Below are 24386 nucleotides of genomic sequence, written 5' to 3'. Positions count from 1 at the left end.
CGCAGAGAACACAGAGGAAGAGAGGAAGAGAGGAAGATAATAGTGATTTTCTGTTGAGTGAGGAATAATGACACCTCCCCGCTCTTCGAGAGTAGGCTATGATGTACTTCATTTGATTAGGAAAAGCTGTAGCGATTCTTTATTTTTTATTGATTTTAGGGGTTATTATTACCAAGATATTTAGCTTTTAATTCTTCTAATTCTTCATCTATTTTACTTTTACTAGTAGGCTGAGATGTGGGGTTTGTTGGTTGTATTTTATTTGGTTGAGGTTGTTTGCTACCCGAAAATTGAGTCTTCATTTCCTCTAATTCTAGATCAAGTTGACTAGGAGATGGCGATACAAATTTGGCTGGAGGATTGGGTGGTGACTGAGAGATAGGTTTTGGTGCGAACGCCGGTGTGGCTGCTACTTGTGCTTGGTGATTTAAGTCGTTGAGAACTGCATCCACTGTTTGATAACGCCGAATGGGAATGCCTTCTAGCATCTTGTTGAGAATGCGATTCAACTCATTACTAACAGGAGTTTTCAGATATTGCTGCCAAATCCAAGTATCGTTGTGGGTATCATAAGAATCGAAAGGCGATCGCGCTGTTAATAAATTAATACAAGTCGCACCCAAACTGTAAATATCGCTGGCGAAAACAGCCCTACCTCTCATTTGCTCAGGGGCTACATATTCTGGACTACCAATACTTGTACCAGTTTGATTTAAGGCAGCGCCAGTGGCAGATTTAGCCGCACCAAAATCTACTAACACTAGTTTGCGTTGGGCTTCGCCCTTGCCGTAGGCATCGCTCTCACGAATAATATTTTCTGGCTTTATATCGCGGTGAATTACGTGTCTGGCATGACAAAATTTTAATACTGATAATAAATCATTTAATAGCTGCCGGATTTGCGTTTCATTAAAAGCCCCTCTATGCGCTAATTCCTGGGCTAAGTTGTGCCCGTCGATAAATTCTTGTACAAGATACTGCCGGTCTTCTTGGGTAAAATACGCCAGTAATTCGGGAATTTGGGGATGTTTGCCCAATTCATCTAACTGCACCGCTTCTTGATTAAATAACTCCACAGCTTTGGCAAGAGTGCTAGTGCCTTGGGATTGGGGATAAAATTGCTTAATTACGCAGCGTGGTTTTGACGGTTTATCCTCATCCACAGCTAAGAAAGTTTTGCCAAAACCACCTTGTCCAATTGGTTTAATAGCACGGTAACGTTCTTTGAGGAGTAACTTGGTACCACAAGTCCGGCAAAACTTAACATCAGCAGGATTTTCAGGCTTGGGACAATGGGGATTAAGGCAGTAGCTCATACAGGCGATCGCTCTTATATGTCTTTATTTTACTGGCGTTGAGGGTGGGGACTTCCATGAATCCGTTAAACTATGAGCGATCGCACTGCTAAACTATCCCATACCTTCCATAACTGGATGGAAGTAGAACGCAAACCCCAATACTGTATAGGCAGCTAATAACAAAGTACCTTCCAGCCAATTGGACTTACCATCAGAACTAATACTGTTTGCAATTAACACTGACACAACCACAGCAACTAATTCAAAGGGTTTGAAATCCAAATCCATTGGTTTACCCAATATCCGCCCAGCTATCACCAACACAGGCGCGACAAATAAGGCAATCTGCATACTCGATCCCACAGCTACCGAAAGGGAAAGATCCATCTTATTTTTCATCGCCACGGTGACTGCTGTGGCGTGTTCAGCCGCGTTACCGACGATGGGAACCAAAATCACCCCTGTAAACAGCGCCGTCAAACCTAGCTGAGATGTGGCCACTTCCAGAGAATCGACCAACATTTCTGACTCAATTGCCACTAGCAAGGTACATACTAGCAGTACGCTAATCCACAACATCATATTTGGTTTAGCATGAGGGATTTCTTCTTCTTCTGTCTCCGCTACACCCACATCATATAAATAGGAGTGGGTTTTCATCGAAAATAGCAGGGTTAAGCAGTAAACCAGAATTAACACCACAGCAACGGCAATAGAAAGATTTTGCAGTGTTTCTTCGTTAATTCCTTCAGAGGTATAATTCATCGCCGTTGGCATCAAAATGGCAATTACTGCCAAATTCATCGAAGCAGCATTTACCCGCGCCACAATTGGCTGAAATGTCTGTTCTTTGTAGCGCAGTCCTCCCAAAAGCATGGAAAAACCCATTACCAGTAGTAAGTTGCTAATAATCGATCCCGTGATACTGGCTTTGACTACATCTATTAACCCAGCATTTAGCGCTACGAGGGCGATGATTAATTCTGTTGCATTGCCAAAGGTGGCGTTTAACAAGCCCCCCAATGACGGCCCCACTACCACAGCAATTTCTTCTGTAGCTGTACCCATCCAAGCTGCTAAGGGTAGAATCGCTAATCCGGCTGTAATGAAAACTGTCAATTCTCCCCACTCCAGAAAGTGGGCTACTAGGGAAACTGGGATAAACAGTAATAAAACGAAAAGAATAATGTTTTTGGTTGACATTTGGTCTTTTGGGTTGAGGGTATCATTCACAGCGAGCAATCCTAAATTTTAAATTGGAGTGTTGAATTAAAAATTACTTTCACTCATCACTCCGATATGGTACTCTCAACATCCTGTAGACCAATTCAGAAATTGTACTGTTTTCAGTTCACTATAGTGTATGTAAAATAAGATTGCGATTTAAGGAGTTTTTGTAATCTTTTGTTGCAAAAGTATGAATGTGAGCAAAAATACTACACCAAGAATAGGGTTTAATATATTAAAAGACAATTAAAATTTTGATTAGGATTGCTAACCAGAAAACCCCTAACTGAGTTTTTGTTCAATGGCTAATTACATTTGAGCCTTCAAAGATAGAGTTGTCTTGCAAAGTTCCTTCAAGTCGGCAGAGCCGCCCAACGGACTTTGCGCTGTGCGATAACGCAGATTTCCCACTACAATGAGGAAGATTTGTCAAAAATTTGGTTAGTATTCCATAGTTGTTGTTTATACCGGATTTTGCGCTCAAACCATTGGAGAAAGGTTTACGCACAACGTTTTCGGTGCAACTGTAAATTTTTTGTTTTGGATAAATATACATGACTTCTGCTGCTGAAATGCCGGCTAACTCTGGCTCAACGTTAACATTCCATTCAGATCCCAATAACACTAAAGAAAGCGATCCCCTGAGAAAGGCTAATGGTGTTTATGTGACGGTGCATGGTCATTTTTACCAGCCACCAAGGGAAAACCCTTATCTGGACGCAATTGAACGCCAACCGAGCGCTGCACCTTTCCATGATTGGAATGAGCGGATTCATTGGGAATGCTATCGCCCAAATGCCTTTGCCAGAGTCTTAAATGACCAAGGCGAAGTAGTGAAAATTGTCAATAATTACGAGTATTTTAGTTTTAATATCGGGGCAACGCTGATGTCGTGGCTAGAACGCTACGATGTGGAGGTTTATCAGCGTATTTTAGAGGCTGATGCTAAGAGTAGCGATCGCTTGGATGGTCACGGAAATGCGATCGCGCAAGTATACAATCACATCATCATGCCTCTAGCGAATGAGCGCGACAAATATACCCAAATTCGCTGGGGTAAAGAGGACTTCCGCTCCCGCTTTGGCCGCGATCCCGAAGGGATGTGGTTAGCGGAAACTGCTGTAGATTACGCCACCCTAGAAGCCCTCGTTGCTGAGGGTATTCGCTTCATTATCCTTGCACCATCTCAAGCACTGCGTTGCCGTCCCCTCCCCACTCAAGATCATCCCCATCCTGAATGGCTCGAAGTCGGCGGTAGTCAGATTGATTCCACCCGTCCCTATCGTTGTTATTTGAAAGATACTCAAGAGTCCAACGAAACAAATAACAAACCCTACATTGATATCTTCTTCTACGATGGGCCGATATCGCGGGATATGGGTTTTAGTGATGTCGTTTATAATTCCAGTCGCTTTGCCGGACGGATTGGTTCAGCAGTCCGTGGGGATCATCGTCCAGCACAGTTAATTTCTGTGGCGACAGATGGGGAAACCTTCGGACATCACAAAAAGGGAACTGAGAAAACTTTAGCTTATGCCTTTACTAAAGAGTTTCCTCAACAGGGTTGGACAGTAACGAACTTCGCTCACTACCTCAGCCTCAATTCTCCCGGCTGGGAAGTGGAATTGAAGTCAGTCACAGCCTGGAGTTGCGCCCACGGTGTAGACAGATGGCAGGATGACTGTGGTTGCGGTGGAGAAGGCGGTGTTTGGCATCTGAAATGGCGTCGTCCTTTGCGGGATGCCCTAAATTGGCTGCGGGATCAGCTAACTGAGGTGTATGAGGAACATGGCAGACAGTTATTTCGCGATCCCTGGCTAGCACGAGATGAATATATCCAAATACTGCGCGATCGCTCTGCTGCCAATGTCAACCGTTTTCTCGCCCGTCATCAAACCCACAAACTAACAGCAGCCGAACAAGTAGACGCTTTGCGCCTATTGGAAATGCAGCGTCACGCTTTGTTGATGTTCACAAGTTGCGGCTGGTTTTTTGAAGAAATTTCCCGTCCAGAGGGGACGCAAATTCTCCGCTACGCCTCCCGTGCTTTGGAATTGGCGGGGGAAGTGGCTGGTGTACAGTTAGAAAAAGGCTTCGTCAAACGCCTAGCTTTAGCCCCCAGTAATGTCGAACAGTTCAAAAATGGTGCGGAAATTTATCGGCAACTCGTATTAACTGCCCAGCTTGGCTTTAAGCAAGTAGCAGCCCATTACGCCATTACTTCCCTGTTTAATAATCAGAAGCCAGCACAGACACACAATTCTTTGCCTAGAAAAGATGTCGCTGACAAACAGTCTCAGCGTTACCACAAAAAGGTTTATTGCTACGCTGCTAATGAGCTAGATTACCAACTACAACGCATGGGATCGCTAACTCTGGCTATCGGAAGTTTAAAACTGGTATCAGAGATTACTTGGGAAAGCGAGCATTTGGTATTTGCAGTTCTGCATTTGGGAGGCTGGGATTTCCACTGCTGTATTCAACAATTTACCGGGCGGCGTGATTACAGCCAAATCAAAGAAAAGCTGTTTGGGGCACTACAACAAGCTAGTGCGGCTCATACCATCTTGGCAATGACACAGCTATTTGGCGAAGAGGCTTTCAGCTTACAGAATCTATTTGCTGAAGAACGCCACCGAATTATGGGGCTGCTTAGTCAGGAAACGCTGACACGCTTAGGACAGTTGTATACCCAAGCCTACCGTGATAATTATGGCGTGCTGATGGCGTTTCATCGAGATGAAATAGCAGTACCGCAAGAGTTGCAGGTAGCAGCCGATATTGCTTTAGGGCATCGCTGTCTGATGACATTGCGATCGCTTGAGCAAGATATCGCCGATCCCCAAAAGAGTTGGAGTCATATATTAGAATTGGAAGCGATCGCTACTGAAGCAAAACATCTGCGTTGTAAGCTAAATATTCCCGATGGTAGGCAGATGTTAGAACAGTTAATTGCGCGATCGCTTTGGCAATTGTTGCACGATGCCAATGGTAGCTTTAATGCAGATATCCAATTACTGGAGCGATTGATTGATGTCGGGGATCAACTAAATATTGACATTTCCCTACAGCGATCGCAAGAACTCTATTTTAGTTGTCTGCAAAGTCAAATTGCGCCGGTGTGTATTACTAGCTTTGGCAATGAAGCAGAGAATCAGTGTCTTCAGTTGCTTAAGTTGGGTAAAAAGTTAGCCGTTGATGTTAGCGCGATCTCAAATCAGTTGGGATAGATGTAGGGACTCACAGAGGTACATTAGTATCAACTTAGTGTACACACATCTTGGTAATGAATGTTAAACAGGTAAATGTAGCGCTATGTTTGCCTGTTTCCAGTCCTCTCTCTTCCTGTTGAAGTCGGAAATATCCTTCATTATCCTGAAGTTCTTGTACCTCATTTAACTGAGAACCGCTATAAGTGATACTTCAATCAGAATGGACGATAATATATAAGAATTAAGGAGCCAGAATGAGCTAAACCTTAGCTATCCGCTAACAGAAGTCAGAATAGTTAAATTACCCCTAACTGTTGATTTGCAACAGGCGATCGCCAAAAAATGGCCGAAATAACTCACAGGCGAGACTTGACATTTCACCATGCAGATGCATCAACCCCATCTTGTACAACTGAGAGGCTTGCACCCCCTCACAATCTACAAAATTTGATTGCTTGACGATTTCTGTAAACGATGGCAATAAATCAGGATAGCCTTGCAGGTTCCACCATTGTTGTTCTAGATGCTCTGCATAGATGGTGGTGACGAATGCAGAATTTTGTAATAGTTCTTCTAGGGTTACTGTCTGTTGCTGAAGGTAATAAAAAGCCAACTGTAAGCGATAGGGATGTCCTCCCAAAAGGGTAATCAATTGCTCAATTTGTTGCACCGTCATTTCCTCTCCCCACCGATTTGCCAATTCCTGCACCTGAGCCGGGGTAAACTCAGGTAACTCAATAACCAGCCCAGTATTCAACAGTGAGGGATTGATCGAGGGAGGCATCAGGATTTCAGTAGAATGAACCGTCACCAGTCGCAGCTTGTGCCAAGGATTAATGTCTGCATCGCTTTCTTTGGCTCGCTCAGACCAGGTTCGCAGAAGTAGGAGAAATTCACGAGCAATATCCGGGTAAGCAAAAAGCTCGTTGAGTTCATCGATGGCAATCACCAGGGAGCGATTCTCCCTTAAAGATAAGATCACATTCTCGAAATAATCAGTGGCATTTGATTTGCTACCCAAGGAGTTATCCCAAAAATTAGCCGCATCTGGCAAGTCTAACTGCTTGCTGACTCTGACACAGAACCATTGTAGGAAGCGTTCTAGGTTCTGTAAAATCTCGTCGTCGGCAAGTTGCAAGTTCACAGAAACAGTGCGATCGCCCAGGGAGTTAGCGTAAGCCAGGATGCGGGTCATTAGGGAGGTTTTGCCCATTTGCTTGGGGGCACGGATATTGACCAGCGCACCAGGTTCCTGGATCGCTTCGTAACAGAGGGATTCGAGGATGGGACGGTCAATGTAAAAGACTGAATCCAGGGGCATCTGCCCTCCTGGTACGGTTGTGCGACGAGGTTGCAGATTGTCTAGCGTTCGGCTCTGCCGTCCCTTCGGAAATCGTTCCATTTTGTGGGTTTGAGGGGAATTACTGCGAGAGTTGCAAACTGATTCGATAGGACAGATGGTTTCATTCATGGACATTGAGCTAATCTCGGCAATATTGTCTTTATCTGACTCCAGGTAGAGATAATCGTCCTTTAACAAAGTTAGATTAAAGGCATTGAAGCAGCACTCCAAGGTTCGCTTATCGACTCCAGTTGAGGCATTAAAGACCTTGCTGAGGGTATTGGGGGTTAAACCTGTTTTTTCACTGAGGTCTTCGAGAGTGTATCGCTTAAAGTTTTGCTCAATTTCTACCTCAGCTTTTGCTTGATTGAGTTTCTTGAAGCCTTGAGCAGTTAGAGTCGCACCCCGCCGTCGTAGTTGATTTTTTGATTGTAATTGCATTTTCAACTGTAAATCCAAGTGTAAAAATCTGCTTATTAGTAATAGGTGGATATTGTTATTACTTATGCACTTTACAAGTTTACGCAGCATAGTTACAAATCTTAATGATGCAATTCCAGAAAGTTTATTTTGAACGCGCCTATCCTTGACAAATTCATAAAAAACCTATATTTTCAATATTTTTAAATACATAAATATATAATTTTTGAATTGAAGTTTTCTATGGGAAAGATAAACGTAAACATAGTTCTTAACTTGGGGTTTTTTCCAAAGTTAAGAACGACGTTAACTAATGGTTGTTAAGCACTTAAATTTTCGGTAACTGAAACCAATACGGGGAATGGCTTTGGGTATTCGCTGGTGCTAAATCCTTAACTTTTTTCTTAAAGTTGTAAACTTTGCTGGTGTTGGCGGTATAAATTCCTCAAGATAAAAATATTAAAATCACAATCACCCGCAATATTTTAGTTTCAACTTACTCTAACAAGGAGAACAAAAAATGCCTTTTACTGCCAAAGTTATTACAACTGATGAATGGGGAGCAGAATCTGCTGGTTCATTTAAGAAAACAGTTCCTAAATTTATCGTGATTCACAATACCGATAATAAAAATCCTCCTGATGATGTCTCACAAGGAACAGTAGACGGTGGCAAAAAATTAGCCCGTCAGATTCAAGAAGATCATATAAAGAGAAACCGCTGGAATGATTCTGGACACAATTTTCTGAATACGACGGGAGGAATTATTTTAGAAGGAAGACATGGAACCCTTAATGCAGTCAAACAAGGAATGTGCGTTGTCTCTGCTCATGCTAAACAAGACGGAAACCGACTTGGTGGTGGTAATAATTCCCCTGGAATTGAGAATGAAGGCAACTTCAAGACTTTTAAAATGCAGCAAAAACAGTGGGATAGTTTGGTCGAGTTATGCGTTTCCTTGTGTGACTCTTGCAACATTAATCCTAAGAATATTCGAGGGCATCGAGATTTTAGTAATACTGACTGTCCAGGTGATTGGTTATATGGTGAATTACCTCGGTTACGACAGGAGGTTGCTGATAAATTAGGCACTACTCTTAAAGAAGATGAACCATTACTTCAACTGGATGCAATCGGTCAAGATGTTATTGAACTTCAACAAAAACTAACAGATAAAGGCTTTTCTCCTGGGGCAATAGATGGTGATTTTGGCGAAAATACAAGACAAGCTGTTATCGCTTTTCAACGTTCTGTTGGACTACTTGATGATGGTATTGTTGGAAATGATACTCGCAAAGCTTTAGGCTTAACTTAAATGGCTTTCTCGGATTTTGTGGGAAAGTGACTCTAGTTTGAAAAAGTTGCTTGAAGATGTTTCGGGTAAGACAGATTGCGATACATTTATCAAAGTCTCGAAAAGCAACAAAAAATTTGCTATCGAGTATTGCGCCAGACTTCTTAGGTTTACCCTCAACCATCATGGGCCTGTGAAAAGAAAGCAAATCAATTATTGGTTAAACCCCGATACTGTGAAGGAGTTTCAGGGTTTTCTATCCGATTGAATTTTTGTAAGGGGTTACTAACGCCCCCAATTTCAAACTGACGACAAACTTTTTTCTAAGAATGAAATCAGCACTGGCTTTGTAAATGTGACTTCTGGTTCAGCCATTTTTTATCGAACAGAATTCAGGAGTCAGGAGTCAGAAAACAGACATGAATTCTGTACGACTGGTGGATGAATAATTGGGTTTAAAACCCCTACTGAACTACCGTTCAGTAGCTCAAAATCCTGCGCCGGTCTCTCTTACAAAGTTGCTCCTCTTGGGGAGACCCCAAGACCGCACTTTGCGCTGAATCCCCGACTGATTTATTCTGACTCCTGTACGCGAATAGCGGGGCGTTCAGCCCATTCTGACTTCTGAATTCTTCTTCAACTCTCTGGTTCACTTTTCTAACACTCTCTGAGACTACTTGATGAAAAATCCAGTTCAATTAAAAAGTATCCTGCTTTTTTTGATAATGAGTATCGCTCTAAGCGGTTGCAGTTCAGAGAGGAGAGCAGTACTGCGACTGACGGCACTGAACTTCAAAACTCAGGCAAGTGATGCGATTGAATCTGTCAAAACTATCTATCAACTCAATCCTCTACCACGCTCAACTGTTGAACGGCGGAGAATACTGCTTAAAAGACTCTTAAGCGATCGCAAGATAGACTTTGCTGATATAGACAAAGTATCGAATATGATTGAAAACCAACTTCGGACAAATCCCCGACCAAGTCCTGTTAATAACGTTCTCAACGATCTCAAGCAAGAATATATCGTAGCAGGCGAGACTTTTAATAATATTGAACAAGCAGGATTCTTAGGCACTGAGGCGGGTGCGGTTGCTAGAGCAGCTGAACCTTCTAGGCGGTTAACTGTCAAAATGCTACTTCTAGCTGAACTTATTGCTCAAGATCCACCCTCACCGAAAAATCCAGATCGAGTTGTGATTCTTTTTCGGTTTAGCAAACTCGGAACGCAATTTCAGAATGCTACTTCTGAGGAAGAGAAAACACAAATATCCAATCAGGCAGAGCAACTTTTAGATGAGTTACTTAGCGTCAATACAGAAGATAAAACAATGATTTGTCAAGCTAGAGCTAAACTTTTGCTGACAGCCGATACAGGAGCAAAGCTTTCCCAACTAATCGGAAAATACAATGATATAAGCTTTGATGAAGTTGTGGCAAAAATCACCACAATTTTAGGAGTAGCCTCTAGTTTTGGGTCAGATATTACTACTATAAATGTAAGAGTCAAAGAGATTCAAACAGCAATTCAAGAAGATCCAATTTTGAACGATATGTTAAATAAACAAAGACAGAATCTATCTATTGCAACTTCTGATTCTCAATCTCTCGAATGTTCATCATAACAACATAGGTCAAAATTAAAAATGATTACATTAACTAGCCTCGACAAGATTAAAGAAGATATCAAACAGATTATTAATAGCATTGATTCCATAGCAAATCTGTCTACTGGTAAGCCTATCAACTTGCAAGTTTTCGAGCAAGCAAGAAAAAGTCTAGAAAACATCCTCTCTAGATTACAATTTGCACTCTCAGAAGCACAAGATGAAGAGAATTGGGAACTTGAGGATCTCCTTTATGAATCTATTAAAGAATGTGAGGATGCATTCAATGCGGTGACATCGGCTCGATTAACACAAGTTCTGATCCGTCCAGATCACGACCAAATTATTGCCGATCTGCGAAACATCAAACAAGATATTGACGCTGCAATTCAAACAGAGAAAGTGTTGAATTTCTTTATTAGCTTGGCTCGTGTGGTGATTAGATTTGCAGGAGTATGAGATTGCTTGAATTATTGAACTGCTTTTGCCTTGCAAATTCGAGGGTATTTCATTTACCGTAATTCTATCAAATACGATGGCCTATTTTATAGCGACTATATTAAAAGGAGGGCGATCGCACCATATATAAATTTTTACACTAGAGCGATATCTGTTCGTCTAAATGCGATCGCTAATGTGATAGAGACAGTCTTAAAAGTAATGCGATCGCCTATGTATGAAGGTTGATGAGCGTGGGATGTCTGTTCTCAAGAGTGCGATCACCGAAGACGGGGCTTCGCCCATCGCTATTTTTGTAGAGACTGTTTTAAAAGTAATGCGATCGTTTTTTGGTATGGGTTGTGGAGTGCGATCGCTTCTAATGGTTGATGAGCGTGTAATGTCTTTTCGTCCAAGTGCGATAATATTGATTTAGTCAGTTGTTGGATCGGGAGCGATCGTGATTACACAGTTCAACATCAACGATACATTGCTGCAAGAGGCACTTGCCCTGGATGACCAGATAACCGTTGATGCCCTGGTCGAAACTGCACTGCGCGAATATATCCAACGTCGCAAGCGACTCAAAGTGTTAGACCTCTTTGGCACTATTGATTATGACCCAGACTACGACTACAAACAGCAACGTCAGTAGGCATGAGGGTCATAGTTGATACCTCTGTTTGGTCGCTGGCTTTGCGTCGGAGAACCCCACCCGATTCTTCCCCTGTAGTTACCCGATTACGCGATTTAATTATCAATGACCAAGTTGCTTTGCTGGGTGCGATTAGGCAAGAAATCCTTTCTGGCATTCGCAGTTCGGAACAGTTTACCCGTCTACGAGATTACCTGCGGATATTCCCAGATATGGAACTCTTATCTGAAGACTACGAACTTGCCGCAGAGTTTTTTAATACCTGCCGTAGCAATGGTATCCAAGGTTCAAATACTGATTTTCTGATTTGTGCAGTTGCCCATCATCGAAGCTACAGCATCCTCACAACAGATAACGATTTTCAGAGTTTCCAAGCACATATTCCTATTATTCTATTGAGTGTTGAAGGTTAGTGCGATCGCTTCATTTGTGGTTATAATCTATTCTTTTCCGAGTAACTCAAAGAACGTTTCTTTATCAATACCAATATATTGAATCATACCCATTAGAGTACCTTGTTTTAGGTCTTTTCCCGAATATATAGGAATTACAACCCTTTGTCCATCCATTACTATCTTTGATTCGTCTCAAATCCAGGTAATGCACCCTGTTTTACTTCAGAATTCTAACTCTTGAATTTTGCTGTAACTTTATTTACTTGATGTGAGAGCGATCGCAATGGTAGGGATAAAGCCATTCACACTTAAAGAGTCCGTGCGTATGTTTTTCAAAAAAGGTTCCTGCATGGCGGCCAGGTGATATATCGATCCCAGCTTTGGTTTTAACCTCATATAGCCACGGAAAGGCTACTACTAAAACAGCGATGAAAGTGAATAAGTAGAGAATTGTAGTTTTAATGTTGGGGAATCTTAGGGAATTGCTATTGTGATTTTGAGGCATAGAAATAAGAAACGAATAGCCCATACTATCGTAACCTAAAGCTCAAAATATCGTCGGAAGCGGGGATCGATGTTATCTGTTTTTTGCTGATTGCAGGTAAGACAGAGAGTTTGTAAATTGCTGATATCATTTTGACCACCACGGGCAAGGGGAATGATATGGTCAATACTAAGGTGAGTTTCTGTAGTAGTTTTACCGCAACTTTGACATTGATATTTGTCACGTTCAAAAACGTATTTCTTGACTTCCGGTGGGATACGAATACGGGGAGTTTTGTTCATTTTCTCTCTAGTGGTTAAGAAACTCTTCTAAGCTAGGTACATCTACCCAACTGGCTTTTGTATGCGATTCATGGGATAAATCCATCAACAATTGAGAATAAATTCCTTCTCGTAGCGATGGTGTAATTTGCTGGTTGTGTTCAATTCCTTGTACCCATTCGTCTACTACACGGATAAATGCACAAATGCGTCCATCAGCATAATTTTTAGGAAAAATTAACCTATTTGGTATTTCTATTTCCGTCAAGGGTTTACCTGGCTGGGAACCCCAAACCCGAAAACCGTGGATATAATCTTTTTGATTTTCACTGCCCACAATTAATGTACCGCGATCGCCATATACTTCTACCCAATGGGTTCTTGCTGCATGAACAACCGCACTGATAGAAAGTTGGCAAGGTGTACCATTAGCTAATTCCAGAGTTAATATACAGTTGTCATCTGTATTCACTGGCTTAGATTCCCCGCTAACAGGGTCAACTCGTGTAGGAATCGCAGTAGTTAAATGGGCGTTTAATCTCCGAACTGGCCCGAATAACCAGTGAATGTAATCGAAGGCGTGAGAACCTAAAGATCCTAATGCACCGCCTCCTTTTTCTTTGTCAGAATACCAATTCCAAGGGCGTGAAGTATCAGCACGAGAAGAACCTAACCAATCAATTTTAATTAATCGTAACTCACCCACATAATCTTGTGACAATAGTTCAGCAAACAACTGCCATGCAGGGACAAAGCGAAATTCAAAATCTACAGTTGCAATTACGCCTTTTGCCTTTGCTAATTGATAAAGTTCTTTAGCCTCAACTGCATTTAAGGTTATCGGTTTTTCTAGTAATAAATGTTTTCCAGCTTCCAGTACAGTTTTTGCCATTTCATAGTGCAAAAATGGCGGTGTAGAAATACTGACTGCTTGCACTTCTGGTAATGCCACAATATCAGCCAGAGAATCAGAGGCGTGGGGGATATTATGGGATGCTGCTATGGCTTTGGCTTTATTTATATCTCGATGATAGACGGCAACAACCTCAGTCTGAGGATGTGCTTGGAATCCAGGGATGTGAACTTTTTGACCAAATCCAGTACCTGCGATCGCAATTCCAATCATATAATTTTTCTTCCTATATTTATGTGATTTTTATTATCGTAAAACTCTAAAGGTTAATATTGAACTTACGCACAAGACAACCGCTCTATTCTGTAAACTTAACAACACTAACGGATTTTCAATATGCGAGTTCAAATAACTGTAGTTGCGTTCCTTGCCGCCGTAGGCATCGCAGCAATGTTAGTGAGTGGTAAAAATCTAGAAGCTCTTGCAGACTCGCAACCATCTATTCAAGATGGGGCTGGTGAGATTGTAACACCAAAAGCTACGATCCATATAGAGGGAGGGTACGCCCAATATGGTGATTATATAGGAGTTAGTTTAGGAGATAGCCAGACACTGGAAGTTTCCCAAAAAATTGTCAAAGATATCCAGATTCGTTTTATTAATAACAGAGGTTTGCCAATCAAAGGGCGAACTCAGAAAGATTTTATCATTGGTTTGCTGAAACTCAAACCAGGTCAGGTATTTAGTGAAGATTTACTTCAAGCAGACTTGCAACGATTGAGGAGATTAGAGTCATTTAATCAAGTCAATGTCTACCATAAAGAAGATGCTGACAGTGTTAATATCCTTTATGCAATCAAAGAGCGTAGCTTTCCTTCTCTTATTTTAGGAGGCGGTAATAACGATGACGTTGGGCTATATGGTCGAGTTGGTTATAAAGATGAAAACGTTAGCGGACTGAACGATAAACTAAATACAATTTTGCAGTTTAGCACTAAAGATGTCCAATTTAATGGTCAATTCACTAGTCGTTATCGTTCTGAAGAACCAAACCGCTTAGGTTATAGCATTAGAGCTTTTCGTAGTCGCAACACATCGGGAACCTTTAACGACGATATCAAATTAGCTGACGGCAGCAAAGTGCGAGAAGGAAGATTTGGTGGTTCTGTGGCACTTTTACGATCTTTTGATGAGTGGGATACATCTGTAGCGCTCAACTATACCAGAATTAGTCTACGCGATGGAGACTATAACGTTGTCCAGGTTGATAGATTGGGGAGTCCTCTATCTGTGAGCGGCACTGGAATTGATGACTTATATACAGTATCATTTGCTGTATCTAGAGATCGACGCGATCGCCGAGACAATCCGACTCAAGGCTCAATTCTCACCTTTAGCACAGAACAAGCCATTCCCATTGGACTAGGGAATATTTCCAGCAACCGCTTACGGGGAGACTATATTCAGTATTTACCAGTCAGTTGGATAGGTAATGGTAGACCAACCGACAACCCAGAAATGTTGGCTATTAATTTACAAATTGGTACAACTATTGGAGACTTCCCACCAGCCGATGCTTTTAATATTGGTGGACTAGATTCTGTCAGAGGTTACGGTTATGGTAAAGTTGCCAGTGGTCGGAGTTATGGTTTAGCTTCTGTGGAATATCGGTTCCCAATTTTTCAGTCAATAGGGGGAGTTGTCTTTACTGACTTCGCCTCAGATTTCGGGTCTAGCGACACCGTGTTAGGAGAACCAGGAGTCTTACGAGACAAACCTGGAAGCGGCTTTGGTTACGGGTTAGGATTGCGGCTGAAGTCATCTTTTGGTTTGATTCGAGGCGACTTAGGAATTAGCGATCAAGGTGAAGTTAGATTTGAAGTTACCACAGGTCAGCGATTTTAATCCCATTACTTTTTACTTTGCGTTTAAAATCGCCATGATTTCACGCAAAGCTTTACTTAGTTAAGTATTTAATTAACATATAGCGGATTTGATTTGACAATACCTTACATTGTTAATGCAGTGACTTGTTATGTTAATGCGGTGGCTTGTTATGTTAATGCAGTGACTTGTTATGTTAATGCGGTGGCTTGTTATGTTAATAGGACTTACGCAAAACTACACGTGGTAGGGGCAATTCATGAATTGCCCCTACCGGAAACTCAGGGTTTAGGCTATTCTTTGCGTAAGTCCTGGTTAATACAGTAGCTCAACAGATGGATTTAGATTATTACGGGTTTGATGCCATTTCTTCTTTGCTGAGTTGCCTTTTGCTTAAGTTTCTGTACGTCAAATGCGCGAAAGGGTAGGTGTACAAATTCCACACCCCCAAAAAAGTGCTTCTATCCCAACACCAGCAAGCTTTCACCCCACTAATCACCCAATTATTATCCGCGCAATCCCTGAAATGCTTACAAAAATTGGGTTTCAGCCTTTAAATTTTCTTGACACTCTTTCCAAACAAATTCTGTAATGCTATGATTGCTTTTAAGTCGCGCAACTGCACCTTGAAAACCAAATACAGCTTAGGTTTCAGCCTCCCGCTATTGCAATTTATCTAAATCCCTATTAGGGATTGAAACTTTACTAGGATTGTATTCTACACTCACCCTTTTAAATTGCAATTTATCTAAATCCCTATTAGGGATTGAAACAGCCTTCTGCTTCCAATCGCCTTTTCCAGTAAGAATTGCAATTTATCTAAATCCCTATTAGGGATTGAAACCAACGTGAAGATGAGTACCACTACTACGCCCAGTCATTGCAATTTATCTAAATCCCTATTAGGGATTGAAACCTTTGCATTGCAACCACTGGATCTTTCCAGATACAATTGCAATTTATCTAAATCCCTATTAGGGATTGAAACAAATAAACATTGCTATTTTGCTCTTTAGCGTAGGATTGCAATTTATCTAAATCCCTATTAGGGATTGAAACCTTTGACTTCCCAGCCCGAACAAGATGAATATCAATTGCAATTTATCTAAATCCCTATTAGGGATTGAAACTTATAATATAATTGATGAAATAACAGAAGAAAAAAGATTGCAATTTATCTAAATCCCTATTAGGGATTGAAACCTATCTAATGATGGCAATCAAGAATTTAAAATAGATTGCAATTTATCTAAATCCCTATTAGGGATTGAAACATGCGGCCCTGGAGAGCGATCGCCTCCCATACCGTCCAATTGCAATTTATCTAAATCCCTATTAGGGATTGAAACTGAAACTAGATATTATTGACACATCCAAACAATTAGATTGCAATTTATCTAAATCCCTATTAGGGATTGAAACATAGAGAAGGCACATCTGCGCGATATCATCCGAAATTGCAATTTATCTAAATCCCTATTAGGGATTGAAACCATAATATTTTTAATAATACTTTTGTACTATTAAATTGCAATTTATCTAAATCCCTATTAGGGATTGAAACCTTAACAATCTTGTTGACGAAGGAATTCAGGGGATTATTGCAATTTATCTAAATCCCTATTAGGGATTGAAACAAAAACAAGGAAAAAGATTATGGCGCGGTCGCTGGAAGAATTGCAATTTATCTAAATCCCTATTAGGGATTGAAACTTCGCCATACACACCAGAATTACTCTCGTAGCGAAATTGCAATTTATCTAAATCCCTATTAGGGATTGAAACGGCAGGAAGAAAAACCGTATCTACCTGGGCAGTGTAGGCAGCATTGCAATTTATCTAAATCCCTATTAGGGATTGAAACGCAGCAAATATTGGAGGAGGGACAGAGGAATGGAATTGCAATTTATCTAAATCCCTATTAGGGATTGAAACCGGGAGATTGGAGAGGCGATCGCTAACCACGGCGATTGCAATTTATCTAAATCCCTATTAGGGATTGAAACGTAGACATCGCTTTCACTCTACAATCAGTTTATTATTGCAATTTATCTAAATCCCTATTAGGGATTGAAACTGCCTTTCACCGTGGAATGGAAGGGTTACGGCGAATTATTGCAATTTATCTAAATCCCTATTAGGGATTGAAACGTGCATTAATTCATCCCGATAAAACTGGAATTATGGATTGCAATTTATCTAAATCCCTATTAGGGATTGAAACTTGTTGCCTGGGGCGATCGCTACTGCCTCCGCAGATTGCAATTTATCTAAATCCCTATTAGGGATTGAAACTACGACAAGCTTGCACGATGGTAGACAATGATAATTGCAATTTATCTAAATCCCTATTAGGGATTGAAACGGGATTCCAGGCTTCAGCATCTTTGATTTCCTTGATTGCAATTTATCTAAATCCCTATTAGGGATTGAAACTCCAATAAACTAGCCATTTCCCTCTGAGTAACATCATTGCAATTTATCTAAATCCCTATTAGGGATTGAAACTCAAATATTCCAAAGTGTGAGATGTAAGAGATATTGCAATTTATCTAAATCCCTATTAGGGATTGAAACAGCTTAGGTCTTACTCGTACTTCGTTTAGTCGTTTATTGCAATTTATCTAAATCCCTATTAAGGATTGAAACCACAGAAGGGTTTTATAAAAGCGATCGCTTCTACTATTAGGCTCTTGTATTCACCAAGACAGCGATCGCCTACACAAACCCTAATTACTTAAGCTTAAACTCCGTATACTTCCCTCCCAAACCTTCCACAATCGTGCGTGTATTGGCAATCAACATTCTCTGGTAAGTGTCGCCCTCTGTTCCCTTTTCTCCCAAACCATCAGCAAATAATTCTCGGTCTGAAACCTTAACTTTTGCTTCTTTTGCTACCGCTTGTATGAGTTTAGGGTTAATCGTCGTCTCTGCAAAAATCGTTGGTACACCCTCTTTTTTAATATCCTTCGACAATGCACCTACTCGCGCAGGTGTCGGCGCTTCTTCTGTACTAATACCCCCTAGCGCCCCTTCAATAGGAATTCCATAAGCTTTGGAATAGTAACCAAAAGCATCATGAGTGGTAACTAATTTGCGTTGCTTAGGTGGAATTGTGGCTATTTCTGATTTAATCCAAGTGTCTATCTGACTGATTTCACTGGTTAGCTTTTGAGTATTGCTGGTATAAGTGGCAGCATTATTTGGGGCTAGCTTTGCCAATTCTTGAGAAATCGTTTGTGCGATCGCTATCCCATTTTGAGCATTGTGCCATACATGGGGGTCGGTAACAGTTTTACCATCATCCTCAAATTGTTGAGGTTTAGGGACTGCAACTTCATCTACAGCTACCTTGGGAGCAGAATTTGAAGTAGCTTTGATTAACTTAATTAAACCAGGTTCAAAATTGTAACCGCCGTAGAAAATTAACTTAGCTTGCTCAATTGCTTTGCTATCCTCCGGCTTAGGTTGGTATACGTGCGGATCGGAACCGGGATCGATTAAGCACTTAAGGTCAATGGTATCGCCTGCGATTTCTTTAGTTAAGCCACAAGCAACGGTGTTGGTTGCCACTACTAAGGGGCTTTTACCGCTAACTTCTGCAACAGGTGAAGTACCTGTTTGGGGAGCCACCACATTATTAGGAGGTGTAGGAGTCGATTGGCTGGTTTCTGATGTTGGACTACATCCAAGTACCCCGCATGTTAAGGCAAGAGCCGCTAAAGATTTCAATCGTAGTTTGTGAGATATCATAAATCTGATTGCTTCAGTTATATTGATTATCATTATCATATAAACAGTAAATTTATGTTAGAAGTTAAACATTTAGCTGTAAATTATCGAGGAGTGACGGCGGTTGAAGATGTGAGTTTCCGCTCGTTACCGGGACAACTTGTAGGTGTGATTGGCCCAAATGGTGCTGGTAAAAGCACAATGGTGAAGGCGATTTTAGGTTTAGTACCGACTACAAGCGGAGTTGTCAAGTTTCGCGATCGCGCTTTGAAACAACAATTGAGTTCTGTTGCGTATGTACCACAGCGATCACAGATTGACTGGGATTATCCCATAACAGTGTGGAATGTAGCGCTAATGGCGCGGACGGTGCATACAGGGTGGTTTCGCGCACCTTCACGATCATCTCAAGAAATAGTTAAAGATGCTCTGGCGAGGGTGGGAATTTTAGAATTGCGATCGCGTCAAATTGGAGAATTATCAGGCGGACAACAGCAGCGAGTATTTTTAGCAAGAGCTTTAGCACAACAAGCTGAATTATTATTTTTTGATGAGCCGTTTGTCGGAGTTGATAAAAAGACAGAAGCCATCATGTTTGATGTGTTTGAAGAACTAAAATCTCAAGGTAAGATTTTGCTAGTAATCACTCATGATTTGGGAACAGCCTTGACAAAATGCGACCAGTTACTCTTATTAAATAAACAGATGATTGCTAATGGTTCGATGAAAGAAGTGATGACAGCAGATAATATTCAACGTGCTTATGGAGATAGCATATTTATATTGAATAGGGAAGTAGCTTAATGTTAAATTGGCTAATTGAACCTCTAAGTTTTGAGTTCATGCGTGGGGCAATTGCTACAGCAATTCTGCTAGGAATTCTTTGTGCTGTTGTGGGTAATTATCTGATTGTGCAACGCATGGGAATACTAGGAGATGTAATTGCTCATGCAGTTTTACCAGGACTAGCTATAGCCTTCTTCTTAGGTATCGATATTTTCTTAGGTGCATTTATCTGCGGAACTCTCAGCACCTTTGTTATTTCTTGGATTCAATCTCAATCCCGCATTAAAGTTGATGTAGCAATGGCGTTAGTTTTTTCTGGTTTTTTAGCTTTGGGTATCATGCTCATCACCCTACTAAAAAGCAAATTAGACCTGCATGAATTTTTATTTGGCGATATTTTGAGCGTAACCGCAGATGATGTGAAAAGAACTGTGATTATCACAGTTGTTGTCTTGCTTTTAATTAAATTATTTTACAAAGAATTGTTATTTTACACTTTTGATCCACTCGGCGCTCAAGCAAGTGGTTTACCGATTAATTTGATTCACTTTGCCTTAAATGGTGCTATCACAATGACGATTGTTGCTAGTATGCAAACCGTGGGTGTAGTATTAGTTGTTTCACTGCTGATTGGGCCAGGAATTACAGCTTATTTATTAGTCAAAGAATTACATCAAATGATGCAATTAGGCGCAATTATTGGTGTAATTAGCAGTGTAACTGGGATGTATATTAGTTATTATTTAAATGTCCCATCTGGTGCTGCGATCGTTTTAGTTGTGTCTGTATTATTTTTGTTAGCATTATTTTTGAGTCCTAGTCAGGGAATTTTGACCAGGCCAGAAATGGCTCATCAAAGAGCTAGGCTTCTTAACCAGTTCAAATCTCAAAATCCCAAGTGAGCCATGCCTTCCTGAGCCATTTAATTAAAGAGTCAACTGACCAGTTCGCAACATTTGAAGCGCTAAAGTCCGACAACTAGAGCAATCACAGCCAAACTTGGCGTTAGCGACAGCTTACCGAAGGTATCGCTACACTCCCAACTGTATCACCATTTGCATCTAGGGAAAAAACTCGTGGATTCACTTGAACAGCCTAAGTTTTAGTGGTTTGTGTAGCAGAACTCTTTGTTGGGGAAGCAACAGTACCAGTAATGGGGATTGTAGCTACCGAAGGTTTACCTTCTGCGACAGCAGCATGGCTCATCAAGACAAACAAGTAAAAAACACAAGAGCTACTAAGCAGTGTGAGTATTGTTTGATTCATGGCAAAAATCTCATGTTGTAGTTTATAAAGTTAAAATTTAGCATTAGGATAAACATCTGCTATGGCTAAACTCAACTGTTTAGTTACACTAGGTATAACCAATTAATAAATACGCACTTATGAATAAGAAAGTGTTAATGCTCCTTGGCTACTCTGGTTCTCTAGCTACAACAATTCTAGCTCCTCACTCTGTCCAGGCTCTAATGCCAAATAAAATACCAGAAGCAAATGTATCTGTTCCAAGTGTGAATGTGACTGATACTTCTTCACAGTCAGATTTTCCACAAGAATCAAGAATGTCAGAGAGCATGGTTAAACAGTATGCTCAGACAAAGTTTGGTTGCACCTGTGCCAGTTGTATGAACTTGGCACGTCAAATGCTCCAGCAAGACGGCTCTGCGCCGACTAGCCCTGTAGGATTTTGAATTGCCCAAAACATAACCAAATTCTTAGGCACGAACCCGTCATAAAATGCCCCGTCGTCGAGAGTTACAAGTTTAGCAAGATTGACACTCTCAGTTCTGTTCGCGCTTGCGTCTCCCTTTGGGAGAAGACACTGAGATTCTTAGTTCGTGCCTTAAAATGTTGCAGCATTTCTCCCCATTGCTGGGCTTTCTTAAACCCCAGATTTGGATTTTGTAATCTGGCGCTGACTTTGAAATCCCTTACTATCGCCGTAATATACGGTCTTAAATTCCACTTGATTTGTGCCAGGATTGTAGAGAGTATAAGTAGCTTGACCTGGTGTGCGTCCCACATTGCCCACCCCAATTACTTGACGCGGATTAACGGTAACTGTTTGAGAAGACACTTGGTTATCAAGAGTAGTTAGTCCAGTTGTAATAGAACCACCTTGCAGATGATACTGAAAAGTTAAACCAGAACGTCCGCAAAATAGGTTATTTGCTTGCATCCGCGACAGTCTATCAAGCATTTGAATTGGGGGAGTTTCTGGGGTTAATTCTTCGCCCACACCTACCGTTGAACCGTGAATTAACAAACAATCTAATTCAAAAAAACCAAAATCTAGCGATCGCAACCATTGTACTGTCTTCCGGGAAACACAATCCCATAGCATCTTCACAGTGTCGCCCCCATATTTTGCAATTAATTCCGGTGCGTCCCCAGTCGGGCCTAAACCATGCAAAATCAAACACTGTTCTTCCCACCAACCTTTACAAATCAGGGGTTTTAATTCTCCACGACATGGGTTAAGTACTCGTTCTACCAAGTTCTCGGCTTCTGGTCTTGGCCCTACCAAGTCACCTAAAATATACAAAGCTTCTACGGTATTACCATGACGCTTAATATCAGCCATTACAGCCTCATAAGCTGCTAGATTAGCTTCTATTCCGCTTAAAATCGCCCATTTATTCATAGTTATTTTTTTTAACGCAAAGGAACGCGGAGGGAAACGCAAAGGAAGAAGAGGAGGAGAGAGAAATTACCTTGTGCAAACATGAGTCGGGTCATCGGCTCGTTCTGCATATTCCAACCCATGCGCTAAACGCCAAGCAAAAATTGCAGGTAAACCTTTTTCAATAATCGCTGCACAGGTTTTTTGGTAGTCGTAAGGTACTTCGCGTAGTTTGACTTCTTGAGTATCTGTGTCGTAAATTACATAAGTAGCATTCGGTCGTCCATGTCGGGGTTCTCCCACTGAACCTACATTCACAATCCTTTTGAGAGGAGATGTAAAGCTCATTTCCTCTGATTTTTCTCCTCTGTCAACGTGTATTTTTAACTGCCCACCATCAAGAGTCCGGGCATAAGGTACATGAGTGTGTCCACAAAATAGCACATCTGAATCTGTGGAAATTACCCGCTCTAATGCTACAAAAGCATCGAGTTGAGGTAGTAAATATTCATGGTTGCTATGAGGACTACCATGAACAAAAGCCAAATTTCCCTCTTTGAAACTGTGGGGTAACTTGGCTAAAAATTCGCGGTTTTCTGGGTTAATTTCTTTATTAGTCCACTCATGCGCCTGTATTCCTCTTTTTTCTGCCAACAACGACGGATAACTGCAATCGCAAGCGTTCAATCCTTCCACAATATCTTCATCCCAACAGCCGACGCAGGTGGGAATATCTAAAGCACGAATTTGGGCAACTACTGCATTGGGATGCGGCCCATATCCTACCAAATCTCCAACACAAAAGATTTTTTCAGCTTTTTGTTGGTCGATATCTAGTAATACAGCATCCAAGGCTTCGTAATTGCCATGAATACATGACATAACAGCTATTTTCATACTGGTTCCCTCTCTAATAGAATCTCTTTAATCTGTTGTTGGTATTGCAAAATCAACCCATCAGATAAACAGCAATCTGATAAGGTTTGCCTTAAAGTTGCTTCATCCAAGTTTTCCCCCACCACTTCTAATCCACTGAAACGCTGAGGTCTACCTTCCAAGTAGCGCGGTAAGTCTAATTCCAGAAAATCCGTTTGGGGAAGGCCAGCAACAAAATCACAATAAATTGACCTACCATCGTTAACGTCAAAAATTCCTTTGGCGCGGGTGACGATACCGTAAGCACCGTGGGTAATTTCGTACCAAAATTCTTCTAAACTGTTTTCGTCAATGACTTGACCGTTGCTTGCCGCCCGCCATAAAGTTTTAGCAGTACTGGTTTGGGCTGGTGCGCCACGCACAATCTCGTTCGCCCAAGAATGGTATTCAGAGTCTTTGCAGTCGGGTGGTAGGACTGCTATGGCACGGTAAGTTAGATTATCTAATATTTGTGTTATGGCCTCTAATTGCAAGTAAAACCCCAATTCGATGTAAACTGCCTCTGCTTTAGGTATTTGGTTGAAAAATTCAACTTCCTGACCATCACCAAAGACTTGGATACCAGGAAATTCAGTAGCTATGCGGTTTTGGTCAATGGGAACAGTCCCAGTCCCAGGGCTGTAATAAATTATTTTGTCAACAGCGGCGATGTCTCGCATTTGTTGGTAAACCCAAGTAGTTTTTCCAGCCCCAGATGAACCAGCGACAACAGTAATGATTGGTACAGATATAAGCATAATGATAATCATTCTAATACAATTTTGAATGTAGTAGCGAGAAAATTGCTGATTTTACCAATGCCACTGAGTTGTACCATCTGGATTTTTGAACCTCACACGACTTGAAGTCGTGTGATTCCTGCTTCAACGATCTCCGCTTGGATTGCACCAAGACTTACAAGTTCTCCACAGGCGTTTAG

General features: G+C 41.3%; 23 protein-coding genes and 1 CRISPR repeat array. Of the genes, 12 read left to right on the top strand and 11 right to left on the bottom strand.

What is annotated here, in order from left to right; all coding sequences use genetic code 11:
* Positions 1–155: 155 nt before the first annotated feature.
* Together V7K98_RS19080 and cax are read right to left on the bottom strand one after the other, a co-directional pair.
* On the bottom strand, positions 156–1316 hold the full coding sequence (locus V7K98_RS19080) for a serine/threonine-protein kinase (RefSeq protein WP_335024579.1): 1161 nt from the start codon (positions 1314–1316) through the stop codon (positions 156–158).
* A gap of 93 nt (positions 1317–1409) precedes the next feature.
* Positions 1410–2501, bottom strand: coding sequence for a calcium/proton exchanger (gene cax, locus V7K98_RS19075; protein ID WP_335024577.1), 1092 nt, complete (start codon positions 2499–2501; stop codon positions 1410–1412).
* A gap of 578 nt (positions 2502–3079) precedes the next feature.
* Here cax and V7K98_RS19070 point away from each other — a divergent pair.
* Positions 3080–5755 (top strand): DUF3536 domain-containing protein, encoded by a 2676-nt coding sequence (locus V7K98_RS19070; protein ID WP_335024575.1) that lies wholly within the window; start codon positions 3080–3082, stop codon positions 5753–5755.
* A 289-nt stretch (positions 5756–6044) separates the two neighbouring features.
* Here the strand turns inward: V7K98_RS19070 and V7K98_RS19065 are convergent, their stop codons facing one another.
* Positions 6045–7520, bottom strand: a complete 1476-nt coding sequence (locus tag V7K98_RS19065) for an AAA-like domain-containing protein (protein WP_335024573.1) — start codon at positions 7518–7520, stop codon at positions 6045–6047.
* Positions 7521–8019: 499 nt separating this feature from the next.
* On the opposite strand from V7K98_RS19065, the gene V7K98_RS19060 reads away from it, so the two are divergent.
* From V7K98_RS19060 to vapC, 7 genes are all read left to right on the top strand, one after another.
* Positions 8020–8814, top strand: coding sequence for a peptidoglycan recognition protein family protein (locus tag V7K98_RS19060; protein ID WP_335024571.1), 795 nt, complete (start codon positions 8020–8022; stop codon positions 8812–8814).
* A gap of 704 nt (positions 8815–9518) precedes the next feature.
* On the top strand, positions 9519–10418 hold the full coding sequence (locus V7K98_RS19055) for a hypothetical protein (protein ID WP_335024569.1): 900 nt from the start codon (positions 9519–9521) through the stop codon (positions 10416–10418).
* Between the two features lie 21 nt (positions 10419–10439).
* Positions 10440–10859 carry a hypothetical protein gene (locus tag V7K98_RS19050; RefSeq protein ID WP_335024567.1) on the top strand — a complete coding sequence of 140 codons (420 nt, stop codon included), beginning with the start codon at positions 10440–10442 and terminating at the stop codon, positions 10857–10859.
* 30 nt (positions 10860–10889) lie between these two features.
* Positions 10890–11087 carry a hypothetical protein gene (locus tag V7K98_RS19045; protein ID WP_335024565.1) on the top strand — a complete coding sequence of 66 codons (198 nt, stop codon included), beginning with the start codon at positions 10890–10892 and terminating at the stop codon, positions 11085–11087.
* Positions 11077–11274 (top strand): hypothetical protein, encoded by a 198-nt coding sequence (locus V7K98_RS19040; RefSeq protein WP_335024563.1) that lies wholly within the window; start codon positions 11077–11079, stop codon positions 11272–11274. Before V7K98_RS19045 ends, V7K98_RS19040 begins: the two co-directional genes overlap by 11 nt.
* Positions 11275–11298: 24 nt before the next feature.
* On the top strand, positions 11299–11493 hold the full coding sequence (locus V7K98_RS19035) for a type II toxin-antitoxin system VapB family antitoxin (RefSeq protein ID WP_335024561.1): 195 nt from the start codon (positions 11299–11301) through the stop codon (positions 11491–11493).
* Between the two features lie 2 nt (positions 11494–11495).
* Positions 11496–11906, top strand: a complete 411-nt coding sequence (gene vapC, locus V7K98_RS19030) for a type II toxin-antitoxin system VapC family toxin (protein ID WP_335024559.1) — start codon at positions 11496–11498, stop codon at positions 11904–11906.
* Between the two features lie 241 nt (positions 11907–12147).
* Here the strand turns inward: vapC and V7K98_RS19025 are convergent, their stop codons facing one another.
* The 3 genes from V7K98_RS19025 to V7K98_RS19015 are packed head-to-tail and all read right to left on the bottom strand — an operon-like array spanning position 12148 to position 13779.
* Positions 12148–12393 carry a hypothetical protein gene (locus V7K98_RS19025; protein WP_335024557.1) on the bottom strand — a complete coding sequence of 82 codons (246 nt, stop codon included), beginning with the start codon at positions 12391–12393 and terminating at the stop codon, positions 12148–12150.
* A gap of 35 nt (positions 12394–12428) precedes the next feature.
* Positions 12429–12674, bottom strand: a complete 246-nt coding sequence (locus V7K98_RS19020) for an HNH endonuclease (protein WP_334857208.1) — start codon at positions 12672–12674, stop codon at positions 12429–12431.
* Between the two features lie 7 nt (positions 12675–12681).
* Positions 12682–13779: a Gfo/Idh/MocA family protein gene (locus tag V7K98_RS19015; protein WP_335024555.1), complete on the bottom strand. Its 1098-nt coding sequence runs from the start codon at positions 13777–13779 to the stop codon at positions 12682–12684.
* Positions 13780–13902: 123 nt separating this feature from the next.
* Here V7K98_RS19015 and V7K98_RS19010 point away from each other — a divergent pair, with 123 nt between their 5' ends.
* Entirely contained in the window at positions 13903–15411 is a 1509-nt protein-coding gene (locus V7K98_RS19010) for a BamA/TamA family outer membrane protein (protein ID WP_335024553.1), read from the top strand.
* A gap of 643 nt (positions 15412–16054) precedes the next feature.
* Positions 16055–18039: direct repeats of the CRISPR family, unit length 37 nt; unit sequence ATTGCAATTTATCTAAATCCCTATTAGGGATTGAAAC.
* Between the two features lie 84 nt (positions 18040–18123).
* Here V7K98_RS19010 and V7K98_RS19005 read toward each other — a convergent pair.
* Positions 18124–19143 carry a metal ABC transporter solute-binding protein, Zn/Mn family gene (locus V7K98_RS19005; RefSeq protein WP_335024551.1) on the bottom strand — a complete coding sequence of 340 codons (1020 nt, stop codon included), beginning with the start codon at positions 19141–19143 and terminating at the stop codon, positions 18124–18126.
* 54 nt (positions 19144–19197) lie between these two features.
* Between V7K98_RS19005 and V7K98_RS19000 the strand changes: the two genes are divergently transcribed.
* Positions 19198–19926 carry a metal ABC transporter ATP-binding protein gene (locus tag V7K98_RS19000; protein WP_335024549.1) on the top strand — a complete coding sequence of 243 codons (729 nt, stop codon included), beginning with the start codon at positions 19198–19200 and terminating at the stop codon, positions 19924–19926.
* Positions 19926–20810, top strand: a complete 885-nt coding sequence (locus V7K98_RS18995) for a metal ABC transporter permease (protein WP_335024547.1) — start codon at positions 19926–19928, stop codon at positions 20808–20810. The genes V7K98_RS19000 and V7K98_RS18995 overlap by 1 nt, the downstream gene beginning before the upstream one ends.
* A 193-nt stretch (positions 20811–21003) precedes the next feature.
* Here V7K98_RS18995 and V7K98_RS18990 read toward each other — a convergent pair whose 3' ends face one another.
* The gene (locus V7K98_RS18990; protein WP_335024546.1) at positions 21004–21174 is read right to left on the bottom strand and encodes a hypothetical protein; all 171 of its coding nucleotides are present in this window, start codon (positions 21172–21174) and stop codon (positions 21004–21006) included.
* A 119-nt stretch (positions 21175–21293) separates the two neighbouring features.
* Here V7K98_RS18990 and V7K98_RS18985 point away from each other — a divergent pair, with 119 nt between their 5' ends.
* Positions 21294–21599, top strand: coding sequence for a hypothetical protein (locus V7K98_RS18985; protein WP_335024544.1), 306 nt, complete (start codon positions 21294–21296; stop codon positions 21597–21599).
* 191 nt (positions 21600–21790) lie between these two features.
* Here V7K98_RS18985 and V7K98_RS18980 read toward each other — a convergent pair whose 3' ends face one another.
* From V7K98_RS18980 to V7K98_RS18970, 3 genes are all read right to left on the bottom strand, one after another.
* Positions 21791–22552, bottom strand: coding sequence for a metallophosphatase (locus V7K98_RS18980; RefSeq protein ID WP_335024542.1), 762 nt, complete (start codon positions 22550–22552; stop codon positions 21791–21793).
* A gap of 66 nt (positions 22553–22618) precedes the next feature.
* Positions 22619–23428, bottom strand: a complete 810-nt coding sequence (locus V7K98_RS18975; protein ID WP_335024540.1) for a metallophosphoesterase family protein — start codon at positions 23426–23428, stop codon at positions 22619–22621.
* Positions 23425–24198, bottom strand: coding sequence for a GTP-binding protein (locus tag V7K98_RS18970; RefSeq protein WP_335024967.1), 774 nt, complete (start codon positions 24196–24198; stop codon positions 23425–23427). Before V7K98_RS18970 ends, V7K98_RS18975 begins: the two co-directional genes overlap by 4 nt.
* Positions 24199–24386: the final 188 nt, after the last annotated feature.

This window comes from Nostoc sp., assembly GCF_036917435.1.
Classification (GTDB): domain Bacteria; phylum Cyanobacteriota; class Cyanobacteriia; order Cyanobacteriales; family Nostocaceae; genus Nostoc.
Note: the sequence above shows the minus strand (reverse complement) of the source record. Positions and strands in the feature narration are given on the sequence as shown.